Genomic DNA, 3,755 nt, shown 5'->3' with positions numbered 1-3,755 from the left:
CTGGCGCCCGCCGCCGACAAGCTCGGTATCGACCTGATCTGGTTCGGCGTGCTCCTGGGCGTCAACATGCAGACCAGCTTCATGCACCCGCCCTTCGGCTTCGCGCTGTTCTATCTGCGTTCGGTGGCCGCGCGCGTGCCCTATCTCGATCGTCTCACCGGCAAACAAATCGCGCCGGTGACGACCGGCCAGATCTATTGGGGCGCGGTGCCCTTTGTCTGCATCCAGGTGATCATGATCGGGCTGACCATCGCCTTCCCGCAAATGGTGATGCACTACAAGGGAACGACCGTCGATCCGGGCACCATCGACTACAAGGTACCGGAGGTGCCCGGCCTGTCGCCGCTGGGCACGCCGCCGGCGGATGGAGCGGCGCCCGCTGGTGGCGCCACGGCGCCGGCCGCTCCTGACCTTTCGCAACCGCCCAGTTTCGGCGATCCGACACCGGCAAAGCCGGCAGCGCCACAGCCCGACCTGTCGCAACCGCCAAGCTTCAACTGAACCGGCATGGTCAAGACCATGAAAGCGGTGCGGCTGGAAGCAGTGGGCGACATCACGCTGCGCGACGTCGACATGCCTGACATCGGTGCGGATGAGCTACTGGTGCGCATCGAAGCCTGCGGCGTCTGCGGCACGGACCGGCATCTGTTTCACGGTGAATTTCCTTGCACGCCACCGGTGACGCCCGGCCATGAGTTTTCCGGCATCGTCGAGGCGATCGGAACATCGGTCTCGGGTTTTGCCATCGGCGATCGTGTTACCGGCGACCCCAACATAGCCTGCGGGCGCTGCGCGCACTGTCACGCGGGACAAGTCAATCTCTGCACCAATCTGTGCGCGATCGGCATTCATCGCGACGGCGGCTTTGCCGACTATCTTGCCTTGCCGCAGAAACAGGCTTTCGTGCTGCCTGCAGGCCTGAACCCCCTGCACGGTGCCTTCTGCGAGCCGCTCGGCTGTTGCCTGCACGGCGTCGACCTTGCCGGTATCAAACCGGGCAGCTCGGTGGTCGTGCTTGGCGGCGGCGTGATCGGCCTGCTCACCGTGCAGCTGGCAAGACTGGCGGGAGCCACGACCATCATTCTGTCGACCAGGCAGGCTTCGCGGCGCGCCCTCGCCGAGGACCTCGGCGCGACAGCGACGATCGATCCGACAGCCACCGATGTCATCGATGCGATCGCCGGACCGGCCGGTCTGGCGCCAGGTGGCGTCGACGTCGTCTTCGAATGCGCCGGCGTGCGAGAGACCGTCGAGCAGTCCATGCGGCTGGCCCGAGCCGGCGGCACGGTCGTCACTGTCGGCGTGACGCCGCAAGGCATGAAAGCGGAATTCGAGCCGTTCGACCTGTTGTTCCGGGAACTGAAGGTGCTCGGTTCCTTCCTCAATCCCTACACCCATCGCCGCGCCGCCGAACTCATCGCTTCCGGTGCGGTCGAGATCGACAGGCTGATCTCCAGGCCGGTGTCGCTTGAAGAAGCGCCAGCGGTGATCGCCAATCCGCCGGCGCCCGGCGAGGTCAAGGTTCTGGTGGTGCCGCGCCGCGGCTGAACCGCCGGCTTCGCCTCCCGGCATATACAGAAAAGCTCCCTGAGCGGGGTCCGCCCAGAGAGCTTTTGAGCAGAAGTCCGGCCGGCTACAGCTTGCCGTTGCGCTGCTGGACCATCATGAAGGTGTCGTAATTGTATTCGGCCACCTGTGCCCAGAGATAATGCTCCTTGCGGAAGCCCTTGATCGATTCCCAGATCTTCTTGAACGGGGCGTTGGAGGCTTCCATTTCGGTATAGACCTCGTTGGCCTTTTCGAAGCAGGCGGCCATGATCTCCTGGCTGAACGGGCGCAGTTTCGCGCCGCCGGCCACCAGCCGCTTCACCGCCGCAGGGTTCAGATAATCGTATTTCTGCAGCATGTTGGCGTCGGCCGCCTGCGCGGCAGTGTGCAGCAGCGACTTGTACGTCGGCGAAAGCTCTTCGTACTTCGCCTTGTTGAACATCAGGTGGACGGTCGGGCCGCCCTCCCACCAGCCGGGATAGTAATAATAGGGCGCCACCTTGTAGAAGCCGAGCTTCTCGTCGTCATAGGGGCCCACCCATTCGGCCGCGTCGATGGTGCCTTTTTCCAACGCCGGATAGATGTCGCCGCCGGCGATCTGCTGCGGCACGACGCCGAGTTTCTGCACCACCTTGCCGGCAAAACCGCCGATTCGCATCTTGAGGCCGGAAAGGTCGGCCACCGTGTTGATTTCCTTTCGGAACCAGCCACCCATCTGCACGCCGGTGTTGCCGCCCGGCAGGCCGAAAAGACCCTGCGTGGCGAGAAACTCGTTGAACAGGTCGATGCCGCCGCCATGGTAATGCCAGGCATTCATGCCGCGTGCGTTGAGCGAAAAGGGAACCGCCGCACCGAGCGCCCATGTCGGGTCCTTGCCCCAGTAATAATATGCCACCGTATGGCAGGCCTCGACCGTGCCGGCTGTGGTGGCGTCGGCGGCCTGCAGGCCAGGTACCAGCTCACCGGCAGCAAAAACCTGGATCTGGAAATTGCCGTCGGTGGCTTCCGACAGCATCTTCGAGAACACCTCGGCGCCGCCATAGATGGTGTCGAGCGACTTCGGGAAGGACGACGCCAGCCGCCATGTCACCTTGGGATTGGACTGGGCGATTGCAGGCGCCGCCAGCGTGGCCGCCGCCGCCGCGGCACCGACGCCGGTGACACCGGCCTTGCGAATGAATGAACGACGATCCATGAAGTTCCTCCCTTTTGGATCAACAGGCCGACGTCAGAAAATCCTCGGTTTCCGTGTCGGTTCGTTCGAGACAATACACAGGCAAGAAGTCGAGTCCAGCAGGCCGGCCCGATTTGACGGCGAAGCCCGGCTGCACTGCAACTATAGTCTAACAGGCCGTTTCGTGGCCCATGCGACACGCCGAAACTTGGCATGGAAAAATAACGTGGGATCGCCTATTTTGAAGGCAGGTATCCCTTGCCCCGATGGAACATAGAGCCAAAATGCATCAGCCGCTCGTCGCCATATCGACCGACGTCCGTCAGTTCGACAACTACACCTGGCATGCCGCCCCACAACAATATCTGGAAGCGGCGATCGCCGGCGCCGGCGTGTTCCCGGTGCTGGTGCCATCGTTCGGCGACCGGCTCGATTTCGACGAACTCCTGTCGTCGGTCGACGGCGTCATGGTCACCGGCTCGAAATCCAATGTGCATCCCTCGCTTTATGGCGGCGACGCCAGTGAAGCCAATGGCCCCTATGATCCGGCGCGCGACGCCACGACGCTGCCGCTGATCCGCCGGGCGATCGAACGCGGCGTGCCACTGCTCGCCATCTGCCGCGGCATCCAGGAACTGAACGTGGCGTTGGGCGGCACGCTCGGCACCGAGATCCAGGAGCGCGAGGGTTCGCTCGATCACCGCGCGCCGGTGAGCGAGAAGCAGGACGAACGCTTCGCCATCCACCAGACCATTTCGATCAAACCTGACAGTTGCCTGGCCGGTGTGTTCGGTGCCGGCGACATCAAGGTCAATTCGTTGCACCGCCAGGCGATCGACCGGCTCGGCTCGAAGCTGCAGGTCGAGGCCGTCGCCACCGACGGCACGGTCGAGGCGGTTTCGGTGCGGGACGCCCGCGCCTTCGCCGTCGGCGTGCAGCCGAACCGCATCGCCGAAGGCACGGAATATTTTCACCGAATTGCTGTCCGACTTGACCCAGTATTCCGGGTGCCATTGCACGCCGACGGCGAAGG

At 63.7% G+C, this 3,755-nt stretch carries 4 protein-coding genes; 3 read left to right on the top strand and 1 reads right to left on the bottom strand.

The genetic code is table 11. The annotated features are described in order from the left end of the window. Both EN925_RS27350 and EN925_RS27345 read left to right on the top strand, forming a co-directional pair. The coding region (locus tag EN925_RS27350) for a TRAP transporter large permease subunit (RefSeq protein WP_128337056.1) at window positions 1–501 on the top strand (501 nt) is incomplete at its 5' end. A gap of 18 nt (window positions 502–519) precedes the next feature. Further along, a complete protein-coding gene (locus tag EN925_RS27345; RefSeq protein ID WP_164753632.1) occupies window positions 520–1,548 on the top strand; it encodes a zinc-dependent alcohol dehydrogenase family protein in 1,029 nt (342 codons plus the stop codon). An 85-nt stretch (window positions 1,549–1,633) separates the two neighbouring features. Here EN925_RS27345 and EN925_RS27340 read toward each other — a convergent pair whose 3' ends face one another. Continuing rightward, window positions 1,634–2,743 carry a TRAP transporter substrate-binding protein gene (locus EN925_RS27340; RefSeq protein WP_013528215.1) on the bottom strand — a complete coding sequence of 370 codons (1,110 nt, stop codon included), beginning with the start codon at window positions 2,741–2,743 and terminating at the stop codon, window positions 1,634–1,636. 263 nt (window positions 2,744–3,006) lie between these two features. Here EN925_RS27340 and EN925_RS27335 point away from each other — a divergent pair. Beyond that, on the top strand, window positions 3,007–3,755 hold a 749-nt coding region (locus EN925_RS27335; protein WP_245487316.1), incomplete at its 3' end, for a gamma-glutamyl-gamma-aminobutyrate hydrolase family protein.

The sequence above is a fragment of the Mesorhizobium sp. M7A.F.Ca.US.006.04.2.1 genome (assembly GCF_004022915.1).
Taxonomy (GTDB): domain Bacteria; phylum Pseudomonadota; class Alphaproteobacteria; order Rhizobiales; family Rhizobiaceae; genus Mesorhizobium; species Mesorhizobium ciceri.
This window is presented reverse-complemented; position numbering and strand designations above follow the sequence as displayed.